This is a genomic window from Streptomyces sp. SUK 48, assembly GCF_009650765.1.
Classification (GTDB): domain Bacteria; phylum Actinomycetota; class Actinomycetes; order Streptomycetales; family Streptomycetaceae; genus Streptomyces.
Window position 1 is genome coordinate 1,640,943 of record NZ_CP045740.1, and the last position, 19,711, is coordinate 1,660,653.

The 19,711-nt window shown below is 71.0% G+C and carries 17 protein-coding genes and 2 pseudogenes; 13 read left to right on the forward strand and 6 right to left on the reverse strand.

The features are described from left to right. Positions 1-73: 73 nt before the first annotated feature. From GHR20_RS06920 to GHR20_RS06930, 3 genes are all read right to left on the reverse strand, one after another. Complete coding sequence (locus tag GHR20_RS06920; protein ID WP_153812648.1) at positions 74-2,608, reverse strand: SpoIIE family protein phosphatase; 2,535 nt, start codon at positions 2,606-2,608, stop codon at positions 74-76. A gap of 153 nt (positions 2,609-2,761) precedes the next feature. Then, entirely contained in the window at positions 2,762-5,209 is a 2,448-nt protein-coding gene (locus GHR20_RS06925; protein ID WP_243877961.1) for an MFS transporter, read from the reverse strand. Positions 5,210-5,394: 185 nt separating this feature from the next. Further along, positions 5,395-5,838, reverse strand: coding sequence for an SRPBCC family protein (locus GHR20_RS06930; RefSeq protein ID WP_153812649.1), 444 nt, complete (start codon positions 5,836-5,838; stop codon positions 5,395-5,397). A 185-nt stretch (positions 5,839-6,023) separates the two neighbouring features. Here GHR20_RS06930 and GHR20_RS06935 point away from each other — a divergent pair, with 185 nt between their 5' ends. From GHR20_RS06935 to GHR20_RS06955, 5 genes and pseudogenes are all read left to right on the forward strand, one after another. Continuing rightward, the gene (locus GHR20_RS06935; protein WP_153812650.1) at positions 6,024-7,070 is read left to right on the forward strand and encodes an Rv2578c family radical SAM protein; all 1,047 of its coding nucleotides are present in this window, start codon (positions 6,024-6,026) and stop codon (positions 7,068-7,070) included. Positions 7,071-7,251: 181 nt separating this feature from the next. Continuing rightward, a pseudogene (locus GHR20_RS06940) lies at positions 7,252-8,804 on the forward strand (alpha/beta hydrolase). Positions 8,805-8,904: 100 nt separating this feature from the next. Continuing rightward, entirely contained in the window at positions 8,905-9,045 is a 141-nt protein-coding gene (locus tag GHR20_RS06945) for a hypothetical protein (RefSeq protein WP_153812651.1), read from the forward strand. Positions 9,046-9,375: 330 nt separating this feature from the next. Then, a pseudogene (locus GHR20_RS06950) lies at positions 9,376-9,540 on the forward strand (IS110 family transposase); the annotation flags it as partial. Between the two features lie 78 nt (positions 9,541-9,618). Continuing rightward, entirely contained in the window at positions 9,619-10,347 is a 729-nt protein-coding gene (locus GHR20_RS06955; protein WP_153812652.1) for a haloacid dehalogenase-like hydrolase, read from the forward strand. A gap of 3 nt (positions 10,348-10,350) precedes the next feature. Here the strand turns inward: GHR20_RS06955 and GHR20_RS37380 are convergent, their stop codons facing one another. Further along, positions 10,351-11,769 (reverse strand): helix-turn-helix domain-containing protein, encoded by a 1,419-nt coding sequence (locus GHR20_RS37380; RefSeq protein WP_153812653.1) that lies wholly within the window; start codon positions 11,767-11,769, stop codon positions 10,351-10,353. Positions 11,770-11,951: 182 nt separating this feature from the next. Here GHR20_RS37380 and GHR20_RS06965 point away from each other — a divergent pair, with 182 nt between their 5' ends. From GHR20_RS06965 to GHR20_RS06975, 3 genes are read left to right on the forward strand one after another with little or no spacing between them, the layout of a single operon-like run. After that, a complete protein-coding gene (locus tag GHR20_RS06965; protein WP_153812654.1) occupies positions 11,952-12,356 on the forward strand; it encodes a hypothetical protein in 405 nt (134 codons plus the stop codon). Then, the gene (locus tag GHR20_RS06970; protein WP_153812655.1) at positions 12,346-12,753 is read left to right on the forward strand and encodes an ATP-binding protein; all 408 of its coding nucleotides are present in this window, start codon (positions 12,346-12,348) and stop codon (positions 12,751-12,753) included. The genes GHR20_RS06965 and GHR20_RS06970 overlap by 11 nt, the downstream gene beginning before the upstream one ends. A 17-nt stretch (positions 12,754-12,770) precedes the next feature. Next, entirely contained in the window at positions 12,771-13,010 is a 240-nt protein-coding gene (locus GHR20_RS06975; protein ID WP_153815877.1) for a helix-turn-helix transcriptional regulator, read from the forward strand. On the opposite strand, the gene GHR20_RS06980 is transcribed toward GHR20_RS06975, so the two are convergent. Then, a complete protein-coding gene (locus tag GHR20_RS06980; RefSeq protein ID WP_153812656.1) occupies positions 13,000-13,299 on the reverse strand; it encodes a hypothetical protein in 300 nt (99 codons plus the stop codon). The two genes, GHR20_RS06975 and GHR20_RS06980, sit on opposite strands and share 11 nt — an antisense overlap. 10 nt (positions 13,300-13,309) lie before the next feature. Between GHR20_RS06980 and GHR20_RS06985 the strand changes: the two genes are divergently transcribed. The 3 genes from GHR20_RS06985 (at position 13,310) to GHR20_RS06995 (ending at position 15,504) form a co-directional block, all read left to right on the forward strand. Then, positions 13,310-13,726 carry a RidA family protein gene (locus GHR20_RS06985; protein WP_153812657.1) on the forward strand — a complete coding sequence of 139 codons (417 nt, stop codon included), beginning with the start codon at positions 13,310-13,312 and terminating at the stop codon, positions 13,724-13,726. A gap of 77 nt (positions 13,727-13,803) precedes the next feature. Then, positions 13,804-14,865 (forward strand): YihY/virulence factor BrkB family protein, encoded by a 1,062-nt coding sequence (locus tag GHR20_RS06990; protein ID WP_153812658.1) that lies wholly within the window; start codon positions 13,804-13,806, stop codon positions 14,863-14,865. A 162-nt stretch (positions 14,866-15,027) separates the two neighbouring features. Beyond that, positions 15,028-15,504 (forward strand): hypothetical protein, encoded by a 477-nt coding sequence (locus tag GHR20_RS06995; RefSeq protein WP_153812659.1) that lies wholly within the window; start codon positions 15,028-15,030, stop codon positions 15,502-15,504. Positions 15,505-15,582: 78 nt separating this feature from the next. Here the strand turns inward: GHR20_RS06995 and GHR20_RS07000 are convergent, their stop codons facing one another. Then, on the reverse strand, positions 15,583-16,167 hold the full coding sequence (locus GHR20_RS07000) for an adenylosuccinate lyase (protein ID WP_153812660.1): 585 nt from the start codon (positions 16,165-16,167) through the stop codon (positions 15,583-15,585). A gap of 401 nt (positions 16,168-16,568) precedes the next feature. Between GHR20_RS07000 and GHR20_RS07005 the strand changes: the two genes are divergently transcribed. Further along, the gene (locus GHR20_RS07005; RefSeq protein WP_153812661.1) at positions 16,569-18,371 is read left to right on the forward strand and encodes a 3-hydroxyacyl-CoA dehydrogenase; all 1,803 of its coding nucleotides are present in this window, start codon (positions 16,569-16,571) and stop codon (positions 18,369-18,371) included. Positions 18,372-18,528: 157 nt separating this feature from the next. Then, positions 18,529-19,347, forward strand: a complete 819-nt coding sequence (locus GHR20_RS07010) for a TetR family transcriptional regulator (RefSeq protein ID WP_237537200.1) — start codon at positions 18,529-18,531, stop codon at positions 19,345-19,347. Positions 19,348-19,711: the final 364 nt, after the last annotated feature.

The window sequence follows — 19,711 nt, forward strand, 5'->3', positions numbered from 1 at the left end:
TATCGCGGGAAGCGGGGTGCGGGCAAGAGCCGGGCCGTCACCTTCACCGGACGTACCGACACCGCTCGCCGGATCAGTGGCCGCCCGTGACCGACTGTTCGAACCAGACCGTCTTACGGTGCCCGGCGGCGCTCGCGCCCCATTCGCGGGCGAGTCTGCTGACCACGCGCAGCCCGCGCCCGTACTCGTCACGGGGACCGGCGGCGATCATCGCGGGCAGGGTGGGCTCGTCGTCGGTGACCTCGAAGAGCAGCGCGTCGGTGCGTACCACCCGCAGCTCGATCCGGTCGCCCTCGGCGTGCCGTACGGCATTGGTGACGATCTCGCTCACCAGCAGCTCGGCACTCTCCACCGGCTCCGGCAGCCCCCAGGCGAGGAGTTGATCGCGGACCAGGCGACGGGCCCGGCCCACCTCGCGGGCGTCGTTGTCGAGCCGCCACTCGGCGACATGGTCGGCGGGGATGCCGTTGAGCCGGGCCATGAGCAGGGCGACGTCGTCCTTGCGGCCGCCCCGGGTGTTGAGGGCGCGGATGATGGTGTCGCAGGCGTCGTCCATGGAGGCGGCGGGGTGTGCGGCGGACTCGCAGAGCGCGGCGAGGCCCTCGCCGATGTCCGAGCCGCGCACCTCGACCAGGCCGTCGGTGCACAGCACCAGCCGGTCCCCGGGCGCCACCTTGATCCGGGCCGCCTCGAAGGGGACACCGCCGACGCCGATGGGCGCGCCGGTCGGCAGGTCGAGCAGCTCGCTGCCGCCGTCCTCGGCGCGCACCAGCACCGGCGGGATGTGCCCGGCGTTGGCGAGGGTGACCTCGCCGCGGATGGGGTCGTAGACCGCGTACAGACAGGTGGCGAGGTAGGTGTCGCCGAGCCGGCGGGCCAGGTCGTCGAGACTGCGCAGGAGTTGGGCGGGCGGGGTCTCCATCGTGGCCATGGTCTGCACGGCGGTGCGCAACTGGCCCATCATCGCGGCCGAGTTGAGGCCGTGGCCCATGACGTCGCCGACGACGAGGGCGGTACGGGAGCCGGACAGCTTGATGGTGTCGAACCAGTCGCCGCCGATCCGCCCGAGCAGGGTGCCCGGCAGGTAGCGGGTGGCCACGTCGCAGCCGGCCATCCGCGGGGTGACCTGCGGGAGCATGCTGTCCTGGAGGGTGTCGGCGACGTTTTCCTGGTACGTGTACATGCGCGCGTTGTCGAGCACCAGCCCGGCGCGGGCGGCGAGTTCGGCGCCGGTGGTGCGGTCCATGTCGTCGAACTCGGGCCGGTCGGGGCGGCGCATCAGGACCATGAAGCCGAGGACGACATTGCGCGCCTTGAGCGGCACGATCAGCAGGGAGCGGCCGCCGATCAGCGGCCTGAGGTCGCGCTTCTCGAACTCCCCGGAGATCCGCTCGGACAGCTCGTCGGTGACCTCCGGGATGAGCACCGGGTCGCCGGTGACCATGCACCGGTAGAACGGCGTGTGCTCGGGGAAGGCGAACGCCTCGCCGACCGGCACGGTGTCGTCCCAGCGGCCCGGTTCGTCGTTGTGCTCCACCCACACCCGGAACATCACGGTGCTGGCGTCGGGCGGTCCGTCCGGGAAGCCCTCGCCCGCGAGGACGGCCGCGCGCAGATGGGTGCCGGCGAAGTCGGCGAAGCGGGGCACGGCGGCGCTGGTGACCTCGCGGATGGTCTCGCCGAGGTCGAGCGAGGAGCCGATGCCGGAGCTGACCTCGTTGAGGAATTCGAGGCGTTCGCGGACGGCGGCGTACTCCAGGTCTTGTTCGGCGCCCAGGGGCACGGTCCGCGCCACGGGTGTGCGCTGGCGCGGTACGACGCTCTCGGCGCCCTGGGCGAAGGCACGGCCGGGGCGGCGGGGCACGCCCCAGTACGGGGTCACCGGCACCCGTTCGAACTGGCTGAACTCCAGCACGGGATAGCCGAGTTCGAGGACCTGGGAGACGATGCGGCCGCTGAGTCCGGGGCCCATGTTGGGCAGGATCTCCGGCAGCCGCCGTTCCAGCTCGTCGAAGGCGGGCAGCTCGGTGTGGCGGGCGAAGCCGGGAGCGATGCGTTCGGCGGTCTCGTCGTCGTAGCCGCGCTCCTCGCGCAGCCGGACGGCGTCGGCGGCGAGCACCAGCAGCCGGGCGGGTCCGGGGCCGACCAACGGGTAGGCCCACCACAGCACATCGAGCCGCTCGGGGTCGGACCCGGGCTCGCCGTCCGGGTCCCCTTGCCGTGGTGCGGTCAGGCGGGCGCGGCCGGCCGTGGCGAAGGAGGTCTGCCCGCCGAGGGACGCCTCCAGGTCGGGTCCCGGGCCCAGCTCGTCGTCCGGACCGCCGTACCGCGCGCCGCCGTCCGGTTCCCCGTCGTACGCCTCGTAGGCGTCCGGCATGGCCTCGCCCCGGAGTTGGTCGGGGAGGGCGCCGGAGACCGGGAGCAGATCACCGGCCGGGCGTCCGACGGCCTCCTCGCGGGTCACGCCGAACAACCGCCGCGCCCCGCTGCTCCAGTGCGACACCAGGCCGCCGCGGTCCACGACGATCACGGCAAGCGGAATCCGGCCCGCGTCGGTGTCGGCGGCACCGCGCCCGGGAGCCGTGTCCCGCTCGCTGCCACGCTCCATGGCCCAGGCCCCTTCTCCCCACGGCTGTTCGCAAACGATCTGTGCCGCTGGCCACTACGGTACGGCTGCGGCCGGTCGCGATGTGTGGCAATCCGGGAATTGGTTTCACATGATCGCACCGGCCCGCGACCCGGCTCCCCCGCGGGCGCCGCCTCAGTCCTCGTGCCCCAGCTGGAGATCCCGTTCCGTCCGGCCGCCGCCCGCGACCTGGAGGACCGTGGCGACCGGCGGGTAACCCGCGGCGATGACCGTGTACTCCCCGGAGGACAGGTCCACGAACCGGAAGGCGCCGTCCGCTCCGGTGGTGAGGGTGTCCACGACATTGCCCGCGGCGTCCAGAAGAGTGACCCGCGCGTCCTCCACGACCCGTCCCCCGCTCGCCCGGACGACACCCCGCAGCACCGCGCCGCCCGCGAGTTCCACGTCCTGCCGGGTCTCCCGGGACGCCTGCACGCTGACCGGGAGGGCGGCCGGGCGGAAGGCGGGGGCGCTGGCGGCGAGGGTGTACTCGCCCGCGACCAGCTCCGTGATGACGTAGCCGCCCTCCCGGCCGCTGCGGGTGGTGGCGACGACCTCGCCGTGCACATTGGTGAGGGTGACGGTGGCGTCCCGTACGGGGCTGCCGTCGGCGGTGAGCACGCTGCCCGCGAGGCGTCCGGCGCCGCCGAGGACGACGTCGAGCTCCACGGGCCGCTCGCCGACGGTGACGGAGACGGCCTGCGGCTGATGCCCGCCGGCGGCGGCGATCAGGACGTACGACCCGGAACCGGGCGTGCTCAGCGCGTACCGCCCGTCGTCACCGCTCGCGCCCCTGCCGATCTGCCGGCCGGTGACGTCGATGAGGGTGAGCGCGGCGCGGGGCACCACGGTGCCGTCGGGGTGCTGCACGGTGCCGCACACCGGGATGCCGGCGGCGTACGGCGAACGGGCCTGCGGGATCGGGGTGTGCACGCTGTCGGGGTCGGATTCGGTGGCGTGGTGGGACACCAGGGGTTTCTCCTTGAGGAAGAAGGCGATCAGGAGGCCGAGGACGAGCACCGGGACCAGATACAGGAAGATCCGGGGCATGGCGTCGGCGTACGCGCGGATGTAGGCGTCGCGCAGGGCCGGGGGCAGCGCGTGCACCAGCTGCGGGGTGAGCGACTCGGGGTCGGGCAGCCGGGCGGCGGAGCGCGGGGGCAGCTCCCGGCGCAGGGCGTGGCCGAGCCGGTTCGCGAAGAGGGTGCCGAAGACGGCGGCGCCGACGCTGCCGCCGATCTGCCGGAAGTAGTTGTTGGCGCTGGTGGCGGTGCCGAGGTCGGCGGGGCGCGCGGAGTTCTGCACGGCGAGGACGAGGACGGGCATCACCAGGCCGATGCCCGCGCCCAGGACGGCCATCCAGAGGCTGTACTGGAGCCGGGAGGTGTCGGCGTCGAGGCGGGACAGCAGCCACATGCCGGCGACGGAGAGGGCGCCGCCGAGCACGGGGTAGATCCGGTAGCGCCCGGTGTGGCTGATGAGCTGGCCGGACAGCAGCGAGGCCACGACGATGCCGGCCGTCATGGGCAGCATCAGCAGCCCGGAGCCGGTGGCGCTGGCCCCGTCGACCATCTGGAGGAAGGTCGGCAGATAGCTGGCGGCGCCGAACAGGGCGACCCCGATGACGAGCCCGACCAGAGAGGTGACGTTGAAGACGGAGTCGCGGAACAGCCGCAGCGGGATGAGGGGTTCGGCGGCGAACCGCTCGGCGACGAGGAACAGCACGGTGGCGGCGAACGCGCCCGCGCCGAGGCCGACGATCTGCCGGGACCCCCACGCGTACTCGGTGCCGCCCCAACTGGTCAGCAGCACCAGGCACGTCGACGCGGCGGCGAGCAGCAGGGAGCCCAACACGTCCAGTCGGCCGCGCACTTCGGGCCGGGGCAGCTTGAGGACGGCGGCGACCACGACGAACGTGACCAGTCCGAAGGGGACGTTGACGTAGAAGCACCAGCGCCAGGAGAGGTGGTCGGTGAAGTAGCCGCCGAGCAGGGGGCCCGCGACGGAGGCGACGCCGAAGGCGGCCCCGATCAGGCCCATGTAGCGGCCGCGCTGCCGGGGCGGCACGATGTCGGCGATGATCGCCTGCACACCGATCATGAGCCCGCCCGCGCCGACGCCCTGGAGGGCGCGGTAGGCGATCAACTGGTCCATGCCGCCCGCGCGTCCGGCGAGCGCGGAGCCGACGACGAAGACCGCGATGGCGAACAGGAAGACGCCCTTGCGGCCGAAGAGGTCGCCGAGTTTCCCGTAGAGCGGCAGCCCGATGGTGGAGGTCAGCAGATAGGCGGTGATCGCCCAGGACATCCGGTCCAGGCCGTGGAGTTCGCCGACCACCTTGGGCAGCGCGGTGGCGACGATCATCTGGTCGAGGGCGGCCAGCAGCATCGCCAGCATCAGCCCGAGGAAGACCAGCCGCACCCGGCGCGGGCTCAGCGAGGCGGCGGGGCCGGGCGCCGGGGCTCCGGGGCCGCCCGGCGCGCCGTCCGCCGGGGGTTCGTCCACGGCGTCCTCGGGGGGCGCCTTCCGGGCCGTGGGCAGCAGCACGAGCGTGTCGTGATCCACCAGAGTCGTCCCGCCCACGTGCCGCTCCCCTCGTCGCCGTCTTCGCGGCTGTCGTATCCGTGCGATTTCTCGCGCGAGGCGACAACTACGAACAACAGCGGTGAGTTACGGGGCGGTTCCCGATGGGCGGGACTTCCACTCGAACCGGTGAAGGGGCGACCCTCGAGGAGGCTCAACACCCCTTCACCGGGCGGAGGTTGGGGCTACTTCTCGACCTCGGTGGCGAGCCGGGCGAGCACGGCGTCGTAGATGCGGCCGAGGCCCTTGGGGGCGAAGGTCCGCTCGAAGAAGCCGCCGATGCCGCCGGCACCCTTCCAGGTGCTGGTGACGACGACGCGGGCCCTGTCCTCGCCGGCGGGGGTGACGCGCCAGGTGGTGACCATGGTGGAGTTGCGGTCCTTCTCTACCAGCTCCCCGTCGGTGGGCTCGCTCACCTCCAGCAGGCAGTCACGCACCCGCTTGCTGGTGGCCTGGAGCTTCCAGTGGACGAGGGTGCCCTCGCCGTCGCCGCCCTCGCGCACCTCGTACTCGCTGAACTGCTCGGGCAGCAGCTTTTGCCGGGTGCCGCGGTAGTCGGCGAGGGCGTCGAGCACCTTCTCCGCGTCCGCCGCGACGACCCGCTCCGTAGTGGCCTCGACCTGCGCCATTGCGTTCCTCCAGGACCTGATTGCTCGGGGTTGGGAAAAGCCAACCACCCCGGGTCCCGGCCCCCCAAATCGGGGGGTGTCTCGGGGGTGTGCCGGGGCGCGGGTCGGGGCGCACGTCCAGGTGCGCACGATCATGGGAACAGATGTTCTATTGTGGCGGCGAGTGCTACCGAGGAGGACGGCTCATGCGCTGGGACAACCTCACCGACGAGCCCGCCGAACACGGCCGGACCCCCGACGCCGCCCTGTTCGGCGCGGACGCCGTGACCACCCGCACCTTCGACGCGCCCGAGTTCCGGGGGATCACCTTCCACGAGGTCCGGGCCCGCTCGGTGCTCAACCGGGTGCCGGGTGCCTCGCGGATGCCGTTCGAATGGACGGTCAACCCGTACCGGGGCTGCTCGCACGCGTGCGTGTACTGCTTCGCGCGCAAGACGCACGGCTATCTGGACCTGGACACCGGCATCGGTTTCGACACCCAGATCGTGGTGAAGGTGAACGCCCCGGAGGTGCTGCGCCGCCAGCTGGGCTCCGGCCGCTGGCGCGGCGACCACGTGGCGATGGGCACGAACGTCGACTGCTACCAGCGCGCCGAGGGCCGCTACCGGCTGATGCCGGGGATCATCTCCGCCCTCACCGAGCACGCGAACCCGTTCTCGATCCTGACCAAGGGCACGCTGATCCTGCGCGACCTGGACCTGCTGGTGCGCGCGGCGGAGGTGACGGACGTCGGCATCTCGGTCTCGGTCGGCTTCCTGGACGCCGGGCTGTGGCGCACCGTGGAGCCCGGCACACCCGCGCCCGAGCGGCGCCTGGACGTCGTACGCGTCCTCGGCGAGCACGGCATCGGCTGCGGTGTCCTGATGGCGCCGGTGATCCCGTTCCTGAGCGACGGCCCGGAGCAGCTGCGGGCGACCGTCGAGGCCATCGCGGCGGCCGGGGCGACCTCGGTGACCCCGCTGGTGCTGCATCTGCGGCCCGGCGCGCGGGAGTGGTTCATGGCCTGGCTGGCCGAGCACCACCCGGATCTGGTGCGCCGTTACGAGCGGATGTACGCCGGCGGGTCGTACGCGCCGACCTGGTACCAGCGCCGGATCACCCGTCAGGTGCACGAGCGGGCGCGGGAGTACGGCATCGGGCCCACCCGCGCGGGCACGGCCCGCCGGATCCGCCCGGCCGGGCCCGCTCCGGTGCCGGAGGCGGCCGAGCCGACGCAGCTCACCCTGATGTGAGGCTTCGCCGGGAGGCGCCACCGTGAGCGTTCGGGGGCTCCGCGCGGGCAATTCGAGCGCTTCGCGCGGGCAATAGGGTCAACTATCGGCGCAACACGTTCTCCGGGGGCCCGGCATCGGGACGATGCGGCGAGGACCGCGATCGCGCGGTCCGCTCGACCTCTCCGTCCCGGGAGGACCCATGAGAAGACGCGCAGCCGTGCTGTGCGCGGCCGCCGCCGTCCTGGCGGGCTCGGTCACCGGAGTGCCGGCGCAGGCCGCCGCGCCCGCGCCGCTCGCCTGGAAGAAGTGCGCCACCGACGACTACCCGACGCTCGAATGCGCGTCGCTGAAGGTGCCGCTGGACCACGCGGACCCGGCGGGCCGGCAGATCACCCTCGCCCTGTCCCGCGTCCCGCACACCGCGGCGAACGCCCAGGGCCCGCTGCTGGTCAACCCCGGCGGCCCCGGCGGCAGCGGGATCGCGCTCGCCGGTTTCGTCGCCTCGGCGCTGCCGAAGGACGTGGCGGCGCGGTACGACGTCATCGGCTTCGACCCGCGCGGGGTCGGCCGCAGCAGCCCGGCCCTCGACTGCGTGCCCGGCCACTTCACGCCGGTGCGCCCGGACACCGTGCCGGGCACGCCCGCGCTCGAACAGGCGAACCTGGAGCGCGCGCGGTCCTTCGCCGCGGCGTGCGGCAAGCGGTACGGCGATGTGCTGCCGTACATGGACACCGTCAGCAGCGCACAGGACATGGACTCCATCCGCGAGGCCCTCGGCGCGCCCCGGATCAGCTACTTCGGCTACTCGTACGGCACCTACCTCGGCGCGGTGTACGCCAGGCTGCACCCCGACCGGGTCCGCAGGCTGGTGCTGGACTCGATCGTCGACCCCACCGGGGTCTGGTACGCGGACAACATCGGCCAGGAGCGGGCCTTCGACGACCGGCACCGGGCGCTGATGGCCTGGATCGCCAAGTACGACGCGACGTACGGGCTCGGCAAGGACCCCGCGAAGGTCGAGGCCGAGTGGTACGCGATGCGGGCGGCCCTGGCGAAGAAGCCGGCCGGGGGAAGGTGGGCGCGGCCGAGCTGGAGGACACGTTCATGCCGGGCGGCTACTACAACGGCTACTGGCCCTATCTCGCCGAGGCGTTCGCGTCCTACGTGCACGACAAGAAGACCGGGCCGCTGGTGGAGGCGTACGACGACTTCGCCGGCGTGGACTCCTCGGGCGACAACGGCTACAGCGTGTACACGGCCGTGCAGTGCGGGGACACCGCCTGGCCGCGCGACTGGGCGCGCTGGCGGCAGGACGCGTGGGCGGTGTACGCGAAGTCGCCGTTCATGACCTGGAACAACGTCTGGTACAACGCGCCGTGCCTGTTCTGGCCGTCGGGCCGCACCGGACAGCCGAGCGTGGCCAACGCCAAGCTGCCGCCGACGCTGCTCTTCCAGGCCACGGACGACGCGGCCACGCCGTACGCCGGCGGCGTCGCGGCCCACCGGCTGCTGACCGGCTCCAGCCTGGTGGTCGAACAGGGCGGCGGCAACCACGGCATCACCCTGAGCGGCAACGCGTGCCTGGACGGCTACCTCTTCGCCTACCTGGCCGACGGCAAGGTCCCCCGCGCCTCCGGTCCGGCCGACGCGGTCTGCGCGAAGTCCCCGGACCCGACACCGCTCGCCTCGAAGGCGGCGTCGACGGCCTCACGCGGCTCGATCCTGCACGGCCTGCTGGGGTTCAGGAGCTGAGGGCTCCGTAAGCGACAGGGCTCACCTCTGGAACACAAAGGCCCAGCTCCAGTGCCTCCAGCACCTTGCCGCCAAGCTGCCTGGGCCGGATGCGCCGCCTGTGGAACGGGAGACAAGCCTGACGCCCAAGGTGGCCAGGCGGCTCAAGGACCGGGAGGTCGAGGAGCTGGTCGCCGCGTACGAAGCTGGATCGACGCTGCGACAGCTCACTGACGCTTCAAGATCGAGCGACGAACGGTGAGCAATGTCCTGAACCGCCAGGGCGTAGTCACCCGATGGCGAGGGCTCACCGAACGTCCGGCTCCGCCTGCGCAAGCGAGGTGTACAGATGCGAGACCCCGACTGACGCGGCTGAACCCGCCCATGGGTGTAGCGCCCCTGCTCTCCCCCGTTGTCTTCTTCGCGATTCCGCAACGGGGCCGCTGGCCTCCGGGCCCGGCATGGCGGTTCCCCCTGTCGAAGAGATGACCGGGGGGGTGTCACACCGGGCCCGAGAGGCGCCGTTGGAGACGCTGATGAGAGGTCCGACCACCGCCTGGCCTGGCGCAATGCCAGGCCGCTTGTGGGCGCCAAGCTGGCCGCGAAGTTCGGCACCGTGCTGGTGAGCGTGGACCAGCCCGCCTCGATCGGAGCCCTGCCTCTGACGGTCGGCTTCGACCAGGACCTGGCGGCCGAGGCCATCCGCACCTCCAACCGGATACGCGGCCTGCTCACCCAGTTCCACCCCAGCGTGGATATTCTGAACTCGCTACGCTAAGTCCCCCCACCCGTGGCTCCCTGCACGCCGGCGAGCCAACGCCCTACGCTGTCCCTCATGCCTACCGACCCCACCCCCGGTGAGCCCACGCCAGCGACACGTCTCATCCTCTGGGACATCGATCACACCTTGGTCCAGATAGGCGGTGGCGTCAGCCGCAGCATCTACGAGCGGGCCTTCCGACAGGTAACTGGTAGGCCCCTCGGCGAACTTGCGGACATGTCCGGCCGCACTGAGCAGGCGATCATGGTGGAGACGCTGCGCCTGAACGGCGTCAGTGAGCCGGAAGCACTGTTTGAAGACTTCTACGCGGCCTTGGCCGCAGCCGCCGAGAAACTCACTGATCGCATGCGCGAGGTCGGCGTCGTACTCCCCGGGGCACGGGAAGCCATCGCATCGTGCGCTGACCGAGACACCGTGCAGTCAGCCGTCACAGGCAACATACGTCCGATCGCCGAGGCCAAGCTCGCTGCCCTCGGCCTCGGCGAGGGCCTTGACTTCTCGGTCGGCGGCTACGGCGACGATGGCAGCGATCGCGCCGACCTCGTCCGCCAGGCTCGGAACCGGGCGTCGGAGAAGTACGGTCACGACTTCGCCGGCACCCGCGCCGTGGTCGTTGGCGATACGCCCCACGATGTGCGCGGTGCCCTCGACGCCGACGCTTTGGCCGTGGGCGTCGCCAGCGGCAAGAACACTTCCTACGAGCTGCGCGAGGCCGGAGCGCACATCGTGCTGGGGAGCCTCACCGGCTTCACCGGCTGTTGTAGCGAAGCACTCGGTTGGTAGCTTCTATGTATCGTCCGCCGTCACCAGCCGAAACAGCTCCTTGAACTCCTGGACGTAGGAGAGCTGTCCGTACGGTGCCAGGGCCGTGTCCAGTTCCCCAAGCCGCTCCGTGATCCGCGCCGACCCGATCGTCTGGCTAAGGGCCAGGGCGTCATGCCCGACCTGGCAAGCCCGCTCGACCTCACCGTCCAAGAGGTAGCACTTCGCCAGCCGCGACAGGTAGTGCACGCGGTCGCGCGCTCGGTTCGGCGCGCTGGTGCTCAGTAGGTCGAGCGCCTCAGACAACGACGTGATCGCCTCGTCGGCCATACCCAAATCGAGGTAGCACGCGCCCCGCTGCGCCGCGACCTCGACGGCGTCAACGTACAAGACGTATGGCGGTTCCTCGTCAGTGCCCGCCAACGCGAAGTCGGCCTGCACAGTGTCGAGCACTCGCAGGCACTGCTCATCGCCAAGCGAAGCGTGGGCCCGCGCCAGCCGCGCGCCCATGACCGTCTTGGTCAGCGGCGTCAGACGATCCGTCGTAACGGCGAACGCCATCTGTGCCAATGAACGCGCCGGTTGCGGGCGTCCCCTGTAGGTCTCCTGCAAGCTCATATAACCGAGAGCACTGGCCACCAGGCCAGGGTCACCCACTTCATGACCAATCTCGACCGCCGTAGCGAAGTACCGCTTAGCGTGCGCGTGCCTGCTGGCATCCAACGACAGCCAGCCAACCATCTGGTTCAACTGGCCGTACGCGGCGAGACCGTCGCCGGGGTTGGCCTTCACGCTTACCGCCATCCGCGCCACGTACTTTGTGAGCGGCACGTACAGGCTGTCTCCGCCCAGTTCGTCGTCCAGGTGAAGGAACGTCCGCAACAGATGCTCACCAGTTGCCTGCAATGACATGCCTCTGAGTCCGGACACCCCATACTCAGGTGCGTCGTTAGACAGCGGCAGCCAATCACCGCCAGGCGTGATCATGTCGAGCAGAACCTTACGTGCAGGGTGTTCAGTGTGCTCCGGGGTCGGCTGCACCGGCAGCGGCTCGCGGCGAAGCTTGAACCACAGTAGGTCGCCCGGAATGTTCAAGCCATGCGCCCAACTCATGAGTTTACCGAGGTCCTGCGGTGCGGTAGAGGCGCTCTCGATCCGGCTGAGCTGCGCCTGGGTCAGCCCGAGCCAACCGGCGAGTGTCTCTTGTGACACGACCCGGCTGTGCCAGGGGTGAACGCGGTAGGCGTAGAAGACCTGGCCCATGTGCCAGCTCGCCAGAGCCTCGCGCAGCCGGTCGTCCTGCCAGAACTCCACAGGCACCTGTGGCGGTTGGTTGACGGCCGTGGTCTCCCGTCGCCGCAGACAGGAAGCACACAACGTGCCCCGGTTGTCGCGCGCCAGTCGCGTGCCGCAGGAGCAGTACCGGACCTGCTGCTGTGCCATTCCGTACCCCAAGGCCGCCCTATTGCCAGTGCCGAAGGCCAAGCCTACGGACAGTAGCCGCACCGTGCCTGGCAGTCCATGCGTCCGGCGTATGGCCGCCCCATGCAGCGCCGTCGTGACGCCCGGGTGGCGCCTGGGGCCACGCTCCCCACGGCCCAGCCCCCAGGCACAGGAGCAACCGCATGACCACAGTGGCACGTCGACCCCGCCCCGAAGGCGACCTCACTGCCGCGTTCGCCTACCTCCGGCGTCTTCCCAGCATGGACGATGCAGCCGTGCAGGAGGCGGTTAACGGACTGCTGACCTTCTCAGCCGACCGCGGTCTCAGTCTGGCCGGCGTCCACTACGAGGAACACCTCAGTGAACGGCTGGACACGTGGATGGAGCTCATCACGAGCTGCCGTTCCGAAGGTGTTACCAACGTTCTGGTGCCGAGCGCCGACCACTTCCACCACGACCCCGTGGTGGCGGCCTACATGCGCGAAGAACTGGCGGAGAAGATCCGGGGCACGGTGTGGCTCGCCAACGAGGCGGCCGCCACGAACGAGCCAGCACAAGCTGTTGAGGCAGACGGCCATGACCGCTGAGCGCTACGTCAGCACCCTGGAGCTGGATGCCAAGGCCGAGGCCACGCCGTGGGCCAGGCGGCACGTCCGCGATGTCCTCAGCGCCTGGCAGATCACCGCCGAGTGCATCGACACGACCGAACTAGCTGTCTGCGAGTTGGTGTCCAACGCGGTGCAGCACGTCGCACCTGGTGCACCACAGGCTCATGTCACACTGACGCTTCGCCACGACGAATCACAGGTTATCGCCGAAGTGGCCGACCCTAGCGGCGACCCGCCCGTTCCCAACACGACGATGACTGAGGACGCGGAGAGCGGCCGGGGCCTGTTCATCGTGGGCGAGATCTCCAAGGAGTGGGACTACTACCTTCTCCCTACAGGCGGCAAGGTCGTCTGGTGCATCATTGCGCTGGTGTGACGCCGATGGCCACATCGATGCGGCGCCGTCCGAGCACTCTCAACCACGAACCAGCAGCCGTCGCCTGGGCACGCGAGAAGTACGGACTCACCAAACGAGTCCTCGCCCAAGCGGTCGGCATCTCCGAACAGCTCATGAATAAAATCGAGTCGGGATGTCGAAACACCGCCTCGACCAATCTCCGCAAGATCGCCGATACGTTGAAGTGCCCGGTGGTAGTTTTGGAGCGAAAACGCAGACCGACAGTTAGCAGCTGAGCATACCGAAAGCCATTGCCCGGCAGGTATACGGCGTCAGGATGTTGAAGGTCGCCTGCTCACCCGGCTTCAACGTATAGGCGTGCCGACCGAAGCAGTCCGGCACCATCTCGTGTCCACGCATCTCTTGGGCAATGGATTGCGGCTGATCGAGATCGAAGTACAGGCCCATGTTGATTTCTTCGCCACCGCTGGGTGACCTTACAAGCGTGCCACTCATTGGTGACGAATACTTCTTTAAGCCCAAACCAACAGGCGCCGCGCGGGTGTTGCCGGTGGCGTGGACCATGATGGGGATCATGACCGAACCGATCAGGATCACCGCCCCCGCGGGCGTCGCCCCCGCCGCGCAGTACAGCCATGTGGTGACGGCGACGGGCCGCCTCGTCGCCGTCTCCGGCCAGCTGGCCCTGGACGAGGACGGAAAGCTGGTCGGCCCCGGCGACCCCGCGGCGCAGGCCCGTCAGGTCTTCACGAACCTGGGCCGCTGCCTGGCCGCGGCGGGCGCGGGCTTCGAGCACGTGGTGAAGCTGACGTACTTCGTCACCGACATGGCCCACATGCCGGCCATCCGGGCCGCCCGCACCGCCCACCTGTCCGACGACCGCCTCCCGGCCTCCTCCGCGATCCAGGTGGCCGGCCTGGTCTCCCCGGACTTCCTGATGGAGATCGAGGCGCTGGCGGTGCTCCCGGACACCGGGTCCGCGACGGCCTGACGAACCGGCCGTTCCGCGCCCGTTTCACACCCATTTCACCCACACGGATTCCCGGGACTTCGGGGTACACGGGATCCATGGAAAAACCGCATCTTCCAGGACGCAGGGACAGCGACGACGGCGAGCCGGAATCCCGGGTGCCGTCGCCCGAGGAGGCCGGGCCGGGGCGGGAGGTGGAGGAGCGGGCGCCGCGGTCGCCGACAGAGTTGCCGAAGTCCGCGTGGAGGGCCGTGCTCAAGGGGAGCCTCAAGGAGTTCCAGAAGGACGAGCTGGCCGACCGGGCCGCCGCGCTGACCTACTACTCGGTGCTGGCCCTGTTCCCCGCGCTGCTGGTGCTGGTGGCGCTGCTCGGCATCACCGGGCGCTCGACCACCGACCGGCTGCTGCACAGCATCCGGCAGCTCGCCCCCGGCTCGGCCCGGGACGTGCTCACCCGGACCGTGGAGCAGTTGCAGAACAGCGCGGGGACCGGCTCGATCCTGGCGATCGTGGGCCTCGTGCTGGCCCTGTGGTCGGCGTCCGGCTATGTGGGCGCCTTCATCCGCACCGCGAACGCCGTGTACGACGTGCCCGAGGGCCGCCCGATCTGGAAGGTGCTGCCGGTACGCCTCGGGGTCACCGTGGTGCTGATGCTGATCGCGCTGGTCTGCTCCGTGATCGTGGTGTTCAGCGGCGGCCTGGCCCGGCATGTCGGACAGGCGCTGCACATGGGGGACGCGGCGCTGACCGCCTGGTCGATCGCCAAGTGGCCGGTGCTGGTGGTGCTGGTCGTCCTGATGATCGCCATCCTGTACTGGGCCTGCCCGAACGCGAAGGTCAGGGGCTTCCGGTGGATCACCCCGGGCAGCCTGCTGGCCCTGTTCATCTGGATGGTGGCCTCCGCCGGTTTCGCGCTCTACGTGGCGAACTTCTCGTCGTACAACAAGACCTACGGCGCGATGGCCGGCGTCATCGTCTTCCTGATCTGGCTGTGGATCACCAATCTGGCGATCCTGCTGGGCCTGGAGTTCGACGCCGAGATCGCCCGGCAGAAGGCCATCGCCGGCGGCCATCCGCCCGAGTCCGACGCGCTGTACACCGAGCCCCGGGACACCGCGGCATGGGACGAGGACGACGTCCGCCGTATGAAAGACAGCTGATCTCCGCCCGTGCGCCGGTTGCGCGGGGGCGGCGCGCGGGGCATGCCCCCACTGCTCCTTGCCCGCTCCCCCGCCCTGCTGCCAACCTCGGCCTCGGGCCACTGTGCGCACGGAGTGTCAGTGATCGGTGACACCACGCAGTCGGCAGGAGGGGGCAGCCGCATGGTGATCAAGTCCAGGGGCGTGGTGGCGGCCATGGCCGGCGTCGTGGCGGTGGCCGCCGCGTCGGCCGCGACCGCGACGGCCGCCCAGACGGCGCGGCCGGCCGGCGCCGCGGCCTCGTGCGGCACCAGCATCGATCCGAGTACACGCATCCCGGGCGCCCGCCGGCACACCGGCCCCACCCTGCGGATCGGCGGTGCCACGGTCGCGGTGCGCTACGGCAACGCGAAGCAGGGCGCGCCGTACTACGCGTGGGCGGCGGTCTCCGGCGCGGGCCGGGGCGACGCGGTCACCCTGGAGTGGGACGTCGACTACGGCTCGTGGGCGGACCTCGGTGTCTGCTCGGCGACGGTGCACACGGGCGGCGCGCAGAACACCCGCGCGGTCAAGTACGTGCACGGCAAGGGCTGGCACCTGGAGGCGCAAGCCTGCGGGCGGCACGCCGGGCACCGGGCGTGCACCGCGTACTGGCCCTGATCGCACAAGCCGCGGGCCGGGCGCCGAACCGCCCGGCCCGCTGTCACACCCGCCGGCGCGCCCGCCGTCGGGCCGCCGTCAGCCGGTCCGCTTCTCCTGGGGGAGCTGGGCCAGCGCGTACACCGCCGCCTCCGCGAGCGCCGGATGGGCGAGGGCCTCCGTGAGGACCCGCCGGGCACGGGTGTCGCCGAGGGTGCCGAGGCCCTCCACACAGGCGAGGGAGACGCGCCGGTACGGATCGTGCGGGCGCAGCCGTCGCTCCAGGGTGGTGATCAGCGCGGGCACGGACTCCGGGGCGCGCAGCACCACGAGCAGCCGCACCGGGTGCAGGGCGTAGGCGACGCGGAGTTCGTTGGTGGCGAGGGCGGCGGCCGCGCGGGCGGTGCGGGGATCGCCGAGCCGGGCCAGCGCGTGCGCGGCGCCCGCGCAGCGCGGCGGGTCGCGGTGGTTGAGGAGGAGCACCAGGGACTCGAAGGCGCGCCGGTCGCCCGCGCGGCCCAGCCGGAAGGCGGCCAACTCCCTTGCCCACAGCGGCTGTCCGGGCGCGGTGAGGACCTCCGCCAGTTCGTCCAGGTCTCCGGTCGCCAGCAGGGCGTCGAAGGCCGGCGGCCCTCCCGACTCCTGCCGTAAGCGTTCCGTGACCGATCGCAACTCTTCGTCCACGGCATCAGGTTAAGCATGTTGCCGGGGCAACGGGAGACACCTGGCGCACAAAGAACCCTTCGGGGGACTGGCGCGCTCGTTACCCACCGGTTAAGCTCATACGAGCGAGCAACCCTCTCGCACTCCGCTGGTGACGGTCTGGTGACGCGGCCGTCGCGGGCAAGGAACGGTTCGGTACACCGGGTGCGCCTCGTGCGCCAAGTACCGGGAGTACGACCCGGCTTCGGGACAGAGCCGGTCGGAAGACATCGCCGCCGCCGGGCGTGTGCACGCCCGCCGGCACCGGCACCGGGCGTGTGCGCTCGTCAGCCCGGCAACACCCGCACTCCTTCGCGCTCCGTGGTGCGCCTTCGGCGCACCCGGTGCTTCCTCGTCGTCACCCTCTTCCCTGGAGTCCCGCGATGGCCACTCCCCTGTCCGACACCCCTCTGTCCCTCCAGAAGATCGCCGTCGTCGGCCTCGGCACGATGGGCACCGGCATCACCGAGGTCCTCGTGCAGGCCGGCCGCGAGGTCGTCGGCATCGACATCAGCGAGGCCCAGGCCGCCCGCGCGCTGGCCGCCCTGGAGACCTCCACCGCACGCTCCGTCGAACGCGGCCGGCTGACCGAGGCCGAGCGCGCGGACGCCCTCGCCCGGCTGCGCACCTCCACCGACCTGGGCGCGGCGGCCGACGCCGACCTCGTGATCGAGGTGGTGCCGGAGTCGTACGAGATCAAGCACCAGATCTTCCGTGAACTGGACGGCGTGGTCCGCCCGGAGACCATCCTCGCCACCGGCACCAACGCGCTGTCGGTGACCCGGCTCGCCGCCGACTCGGCCCGTCCCGAGCGCGTGCTCGGCCTGCACTTCTTCAACCCGGCCCCGGCGATGAAGCTGGTGGAGGTCGTCTCCTCGGTGCTGACCGCGCCGCAGGTGGTCGCCGCCGTCACGGATCTCGCGCTGGAACTGGGCAAGGAGCCCGTCGCGGTCGGCGACCGCCCCGGCTTCGTCGCCGACGGCCTGCTGTTCGGCTACCTCAACCAGGCCGCCGCGATGTACGAGGCCCGCTACGCCTCCCGCGAGGACATCGACGCGGCGATGCGGCTGGGCTGCGGCCTGCCGATGGGCCCGCTGGCGCTGCTCGACCTGATCGGCATCGACACCGCGCGCACCGTCCTGGACGCCATGTACGCCGAGTCCCGCGACCGGCTGCACGCCCCGGCGCCGATCCTCAAGCAGCTCAGCGAGGCGGGCCTGACCGGCCGCAAGTCCGGGCGCGGCTTCTACACCTACGAGGCGCCGGACAGCGCCACCGTGGTGCCGGACCCGCTGACCCCGGCGGCGGACGGCGCCGGGGTCCCGGGCCGCGCGGTCCGCTCGGTGGGCGTCGCCGGCTCCGGCACCATGGCCTCCGGCATCGCCGAGGTGTTCGCGAAGGCGGGCTACGACGTCGTCCTCGCCGCGCGCAGCGAGGAGAAGGCCGAGGCGGCGAAGGCCCGGATCGGCAAGTCGCTGGCGCGCTCGGTGGACAAGGGCCGGCTGACCGCCGAGGCGGCCGCGCAGACCCTGGAGCGGGTCACCCCGGCCGGTTCCTACGACGCGTTCGCGGACGTGGACCTGGCCGTCGAGGCGGTGGCCGAGGACCTGGAGGTCAAGCGGCAGCTCTTCCAGGCGCTGGACAAGGTCTGCAAGCCCGGCGCGGTGCTCGCCACCACCACCTCCTCGCTGCCCGTCGTGGCCTGCGCGCGCGCCACCTCGCGTCCGCAGGACGTGATCGGCATGCACTTCTTCAACCCGGCCCCGGCCATGAAGCTGGTCGAGGTCGTGCGCACGGTGCTGACCGCCGACGAGGTGCACGCCACCGTCCGCGAGGTCTGCCGCACGGTCCGCAAGCACGCGGTGGACTGCGGCGACCGGGCCGGCTTCATCGTCAACGCGCTGCTGTTCCCGTACCTGAACAACGCGGTGAAGATGGTCGAGGAGCACTACGCGACGCTGGACGACATCGACGCGGCGATGCGGCTCGGCGGCGGCTACCCGATGGGCCCGTTCGAACTGCTGGACGTGGTCGGTCTGGACGTCTCGCTGGCCATCGAGAAGGTGCTGCACCGCGAGTTCCGCGACCCCGGTCTCGCCCCGGCCCCGCTCCTGGAGCACCTGGTGGCCGCGGGCTGCCTCGGCCGCAAGACCGGCCGCGGCTTCCGCGAGTATGCCCGCCGCTGACGGCGTCGGCGACTGGTCCCCCGCGGAGACGGACGCGGAGACGGACTGGGGCGGGCTGCTCGAGCCCGCCATGGCGCCCCCGCCAGGGCCTTCGGGCCCTGGCGGGGCAAACCGGACTCCCGCACATGGCAGCGCGTCCATGCAGTACGTTCGGGTCATGTCCCAGCCCGCCAAGTCCTCACGTACACCAGCTACGCCCGACGCGCCGGAAAGTGCCGCAGGCAGCCGCGCTGCCGCCCAGCGGCTCAAGATGCGCCGAGAACTGGCGGCCGCAGCCATGGAGCTGTTCGCGACCAAGGGGTACGAGGCCACCACCGTCGACGAGATCGCCGCGGCGGCCGGGGTCGCCCGCCGCACCTTCTTCCGCCACTTCCGCTCCAAGGAGGAGGCGATCTTCCCGGACCACGACGACACCCTGGTCCGCGCCGAGGCGGTGCTCAACGCCGCGCCGGCGCACGAGCACCCCCTCGACACGGTGTGCCGGGGCATTAAAGAGGTCATGCGGATGTACGCGGCGCACCCGGACATCTCCGTGGCCCGCTACCGGCTCACGCGCGAGGTGCCCACCCTGCGCGAGGCCGAGATCGCCTCCGTCGCCCGCTACGAGCGCCTGTTCACCCGCTATCTACTCGGCCACTTCGACGAGCGCGCGCACGCGGACGACGCCAACGACGATCCGCTGCTGGCCGAGGTCGCCGCCTCCGCCGTCGTCACCGCGCACAACCATGTGCTGCGGCGCTGGCTGCGGGCGGACGGCCAGGGTGATGTGGAGGCACAGCTCGACCACGCGTTCGCGATCGTGCGCAAGACCTTCGGCACCGGCATCGGCGCCGGACGGAGCACGGCCGCCCGGACGGCCGCCACCGCCCCGGCGACGGTCTCCCCGCACGGCGAGGTGCTCGTCACCGTCGCCCGCACCGACGCCCCCCTCGAAGAGGTCATGCGCACCATCGAGGAGGCGCTGAAGGAGCGCTGACCCGCTCCGAGCTGGTGATGACGGCCACCCTTCGGGGTGGCCGTTTTGCCATGTCAGGGGCCCTTTTCCAGCAGATTTCGGGGGCCGTTCGATCGATCATCGCTCATTTGTTACGTAAAGATTTCATCTGAGAGGAACTTCTGGCACTCAGTGCCTTGTCACCTGACACGCGGTGTCATACGTTGAAGAGGTCCGGGCGGCCGGCGAGCAGCGACCATTCGTTCGCCGGCTGTCCCCGCAAGCCGTATGGCCCGCGCGCCCGGACGCCTGCGTCACAGGCAACCTCCCGCGCCACAAAGCGCTGCCGAAGCACCACCGAGCCGAACCGACGGCACGTTCCACCAACCCTCAGCAGCACGCACCC

What these genes read in the sequence shown, in the direction of transcription:
- GHR20_RS06930 (WP_153812649.1), bottom strand. Translation starts at nt 5,838, where the DNA reads ATGGCGCAGGTCGAGGCCACTACGGAGCGGGTCGTCGCGGCGGACGCG.
- GHR20_RS07010 (WP_237537200.1), top strand. Translation starts at nt 18,529, where the DNA reads ATGTCCCAGCCCGCCAAGTCCTCACGTACACCAGCTACGCCCGACGCG.
- GHR20_RS06995 (WP_153812659.1), top strand. Translation starts at nt 15,028, where the DNA reads ATGGTGATCAAGTCCAGGGGCGTGGTGGCGGCCATGGCCGGCGTCGTG.
- GHR20_RS06920 (WP_153812648.1), bottom strand. Translation starts at nt 2,608, where the DNA reads ATGGAGCGTGGCAGCGAGCGGGACACGGCTCCCGGGCGCGGTGCCGCC.
- GHR20_RS06965 (WP_153812654.1), top strand. Translation starts at nt 11,952, where the DNA reads ATGACCACAGTGGCACGTCGACCCCGCCCCGAAGGCGACCTCACTGCC.
- GHR20_RS37380 (WP_153812653.1), bottom strand. Translation starts at nt 11,769, where the DNA reads ATGGCACAGCAGCAGGTCCGGTACTGCTCCTGCGGCACGCGACTGGCG.
- GHR20_RS06980 (WP_153812656.1), bottom strand. Translation starts at nt 13,299, where the DNA reads ATGGTCCACGCCACCGGCAACACCCGCGCGGCGCCTGTTGGTTTGGGC.
- GHR20_RS06975 (WP_153815877.1), top strand. Translation starts at nt 12,771, where the DNA reads ATGCGGCGCCGTCCGAGCACTCTCAACCACGAACCAGCAGCCGTCGCC.
- GHR20_RS07005 (WP_153812661.1), top strand. Translation starts at nt 16,569, where the DNA reads ATGGCCACTCCCCTGTCCGACACCCCTCTGTCCCTCCAGAAGATCGCC.
- GHR20_RS06985 (WP_153812657.1), top strand. Translation starts at nt 13,310, where the DNA reads ATGACCGAACCGATCAGGATCACCGCCCCCGCGGGCGTCGCCCCCGCC.
- GHR20_RS06935 (WP_153812650.1), top strand. Translation starts at nt 6,024, where the DNA reads ATGCGCTGGGACAACCTCACCGACGAGCCCGCCGAACACGGCCGGACC.
- GHR20_RS06955 (WP_153812652.1), top strand. Translation starts at nt 9,619, where the DNA reads ATGCCTACCGACCCCACCCCCGGTGAGCCCACGCCAGCGACACGTCTC.
- GHR20_RS06990 (WP_153812658.1), top strand. Translation starts at nt 13,804, where the DNA reads ATGGAAAAACCGCATCTTCCAGGACGCAGGGACAGCGACGACGGCGAG.
- GHR20_RS06970 (WP_153812655.1), top strand. Translation starts at nt 12,346, where the DNA reads ATGACCGCTGAGCGCTACGTCAGCACCCTGGAGCTGGATGCCAAGGCC.